This window comes from uncultured Campylobacter sp. (assembly GCF_937949835.1).
In the GTDB taxonomy this organism is placed as follows: Bacteria; Campylobacterota; Campylobacteria; order Campylobacterales; family Campylobacteraceae; genus Campylobacter_B.
In genome coordinates this window covers 1-2,362 of sequence record NZ_CALEDC010000386.1, presented here as the reverse complement: position 1 = coordinate 2,362, position 2,362 = coordinate 1, and the positions used below count along the sequence as shown (strand labels likewise).

5 protein-coding genes are annotated in these 2,362 nt (G+C 36.7%); all 5 read right to left on the bottom strand.

Annotation, left to right across the window (positions count from 1 at the left end; translation table 11 throughout):
- Nucleotides 1–53 precede the first annotated feature (53 nt).
- Nucleotides 54–413 (bottom strand): hypothetical protein, encoded by a 360-nt coding sequence (locus Q0256_RS08780; protein WP_004319300.1) that lies wholly within the window; start codon nt 411–413, stop codon nt 54–56.
- Nucleotides 410–826, bottom strand: coding sequence for a hypothetical protein (locus Q0256_RS08775; RefSeq protein WP_194167815.1), 417 nt, complete (start codon nt 824–826; stop codon nt 410–412). The genes Q0256_RS08780 and Q0256_RS08775 overlap by 4 nt, the downstream gene beginning before the upstream one ends.
- 12 nt (nt 827–838) lie before the next feature.
- Nucleotides 839–1,483 carry an AAA family ATPase gene (locus tag Q0256_RS08770; protein WP_004319281.1) on the bottom strand — a complete coding sequence of 215 codons (645 nt, stop codon included), beginning with the start codon at nt 1,481–1,483 and terminating at the stop codon, nt 839–841.
- 152 nt (nt 1,484–1,635) lie between these two features.
- Nucleotides 1,636–1,890: a hypothetical protein gene (locus tag Q0256_RS08765; RefSeq protein WP_297962273.1), complete on the bottom strand. Its 255-nt coding sequence runs from the start codon at nt 1,888–1,890 to the stop codon at nt 1,636–1,638.
- Nucleotides 1,891–1,911: 21 nt separating this feature from the next.
- On the bottom strand, nt 1,912–2,362 hold a 451-nt coding region (locus Q0256_RS08760; RefSeq protein WP_297962272.1), incomplete at its 5' end, for an adenine-specific methyltransferase EcoRI family protein.

Below are 2,362 nucleotides of genomic sequence, written 5' to 3'. Positions count from 1 at the left end.
TTTATACCAAAAAAGCGATAAAAATTATAAATTTTTATATTCTCTTAAAGGCTTCATAATATTTGCTTCCTTATCTCGTCAAGCCTTAGCTTTTCTTGAAAATCGACCTTTATCGTATCGCGAAAATCTGCCAAAATAGCTATATATTTATCTTCTGTTATCGACATCTCTGTTTTGATTATGTCGTTAAATTTGCGTAAGTACTTTGTCCTGTTTTTATCGTCGATCAAAAAATTAAACTCTTCGTCATTAAGTAGCTTCTTTAAATTTTCTATAAGTTCTTTATTCGCCTTTTCTGTTTGCTTGGAGCTATAAAATATACAAAATAAGCCTATCGGTATAAATATGGATATTATATACCAGCTGTGTTGATCAAGCCAGCCCAAAATTTCTTTTATCGTCTCTATCGTCATTTTATCTCCTGTCGGTCGCTATCTTTTTTACATTTTGGTTCACCGATCGGCGCATAGTCGCTACCTTTTCCAAGAGTTTTCAGGGTGCAGTTTTCAAGCTCAAACGTTACCCATTTATAGTTGCCTATTGACGAATCTATTCTCTCTATGATTTTGCCCTTATCTATTATTCTAGCAATAAGCCTGTCCCTGTCATAGCACTCAATAAACCACTTTTTGTATTCGTCTAGGTTATCGTACTTGTATAACGCACCGTCTTTATAATTTATAGTAAACTCATTATTACCCAAATCTTTTATATTAAGCTGATAAGATAACGCGTCTATCATATGGCATACTTGCTGTTTAGTTATAGATTCAGCGTGTAACCCCACGCAAACTGCTCCTATTAGTAGTAATTTATTTATTTTCATTTTACTATCCTTTTAAAATATCTCTTCGCATAAATTCTTGATTTCTTGCTCCGCCTTGTTGCCGTCGTTCATCTCGACCACTCCGTAGCCTAGTTGCGTGGCTATTTTGTAGCGCTCGCGCTCAAATATGATCGTGCTTGCTAGCCTTATATAATCCTCTTGGAGCTCCTCGATGAATGCTTTCAGGCTGTCTATCTTTTTGTATAAAAATGGATTGGTCGAGGCTCGATTGATCACGATATAGGCTTGTAGCTTTTCGTTTTGTTCTTTGGCCATTTTTACGATATTGACCATTTTATCTAGGACGCTTACGTCAAACTGACTTGGAATGGTCGGGATTATCACGATGTCGCTTAGAGCGATGGCTATTCGCATCTCTCTGCTATCTCGGCCGCCCGTGTCTACGACTATGTCTTTGCCACGATCTACGCTTTGCAAAAATTCTTTTAAATTTTCGCCGTATTTGTAAGCGAAATCAAATGCCTTTGGATGCCCCTCTTCGTTTCGTATATTTAAAAACGTGGCGATCGACTTTTGCGGGTCGGTATCCAGCAGCAAAAGCAGCTCGCCTTTTACTATGCCTTGATTTATAGCTATGTTCGTGGCAAGCGTACTTTTTCCGCTGCCGCCTTTTTCGTTGCAGATCGATACTATCATCATCTCTCCTTTGCATAAAAATTTAAAATGATTATATCGCCTTAAACTTAATAAATAATAAAATATATATTGTTAAAATACTATTTTACAAAATAATATCAAAAATAAAAGATATATTTCAGATAAAATTACACAAAAATAGCAATAAAATTTTACTCTTTTCTAGTCGATAGCAAGAAGTGCATTTTTATGATTAAATAAAGCATTGCGTTAAATGCGATGTAGCAGATTGCGGCTAGCGTTATAAAGAACGCGTCCGCGTTTAGTATTGTTTCTACCCTGTTGGGTAGTTTTAAAAAATATAAAACGGCGTTCGTACCGAACCCTAGCAAATTTATGGCTAAAAATACCCACATAAATCGCTTGACGGGGCTGTTAAATAGTTCTGTTTTCTTTGACTTCTTCATGATTTTAAATAAATTTGCTCCCTAAATTTGATTTATTAGCCTAGTTCTCGGTTTAAGGCCGTTGATTCGCTGAATTATTATCCTGGTAAATAGTTCTTGTCCGTTTAGGACGGCCGATTTCGTGTTGCTTTGAGCATAGTCTTGTTTTACTAGCTCGGGGTATTTTTCCTTGATCTCAAAATCGCAGCCCAATATATGAAACTGCGCCGGGTTGTACCGTAAAAAGAACGTAAGGGGTACGCCGATTACGCCATCATAGTCGATCGGTATGTTTTTATAATTGGTCACTTCTATGATTTTGTAGTTGTCGTATTCCGGGTATTCGTGCTCATTGCCTTTGTATTTTTTCATCAGTCTTACGCCGGTTTGATGCTTTGTGCTTTTTAAATTCGTAAACCACGATACGTTGCTAAATCGCTTTTTGCTGCCGTCCGGGCGAGTAAAAATATTTACTTGGTGATTTCCTAGCCAA

Coding starts and splice junctions, on each gene's coding strand:
- Q0256_RS08780 (WP_004319300.1), bottom strand. CDS start 413: ATGACGATAGAGACGATAAAAGAAATTTTGGGCTGGCTTGATCAACAC.
- Q0256_RS08775 (WP_194167815.1), bottom strand. CDS start 826: ATGAAAATAAATAAATTACTACTAATAGGAGCAGTTTGCGTGGGGTTA.
- Q0256_RS08770 (WP_004319281.1), bottom strand. CDS start 1,483: ATGATAGTATCGATCTGCAACGAAAAAGGCGGCAGCGGAAAAAGTACG.
- Q0256_RS08765 (WP_297962273.1), bottom strand. CDS start 1,890: ATGAAGAAGTCAAAGAAAACAGAACTATTTAACAGCCCCGTCAAGCGA.